Origin of the sequence: Vulcanisaeta sp. (assembly GCF_049966235.1) — an archaeon.
Taxonomy (GTDB): Archaea; Thermoproteota; Thermoprotei; order Thermoproteales; family Thermocladiaceae; genus Vulcanisaeta; species Vulcanisaeta moutnovskia.
Genome location: NZ_JBMFVA010000085.1, coordinates 1 through 574, shown reverse-complemented (window position 1 = coordinate 574; position 574 = coordinate 1). Strand labels below are relative to the sequence as shown.

The following is a 574-nucleotide window of genomic DNA, read 5'->3' as shown; positions in this document are numbered from 1 at the left end:
AAATACTATGCCCGTGGTTGGTAGTGCCATGAACACCGGCGCCCAGCCATAAGGTACGAAACCACCAGGCACTCCCGTGAAGTTAGCTGGATGGAAGAACAACCCTATGAGAAATGCTACCGTGAGTATAGGTATCAATAGTTTCCACCAACCAACACCAGTATTCGTCTTACCCATGACATGAACACCGAAATAATTAAGGAGGAAGAAGAATGTTAGGAAAGCAAAGGCCACAATACCTCCAAGCAATGTCAAAACGCCATGAACAGTTAAGCCCGGTACATAGGAGGACATATAGGTAACTACAGCCTCGGCCTCAGCCGGTGGTACGGTTATTGCGCTTAGGAAGTATGCCCAGGCAAGTATATATGAAGTGAGGCTTCCATGGCTGTACTGCGGATATCTCACAATGGAGCCGGACTTAGGTATCATACCGCCTAATTCAGCGAATGAAAATGCCACGAACATTAGGAATATGCCTCCGAGTATCCAGGAGATTATTGCCGCGGGACCAGCAACGCTGGCGGCATAGAATGATCCAAATAGCCAACCGCTACCGATTACTGCGCCAATC

At 48.3% G+C, this 574-nt stretch carries 1 protein-coding gene; it reads right to left on the bottom strand.

Annotated features, from left to right (window positions below; translation table 11 throughout):
* Positions 1-574 (bottom strand): APC family permease (locus ACP5L5_RS11840; RefSeq protein ID WP_428764025.1); only part of this gene is annotated, 574 nt, incomplete at both ends.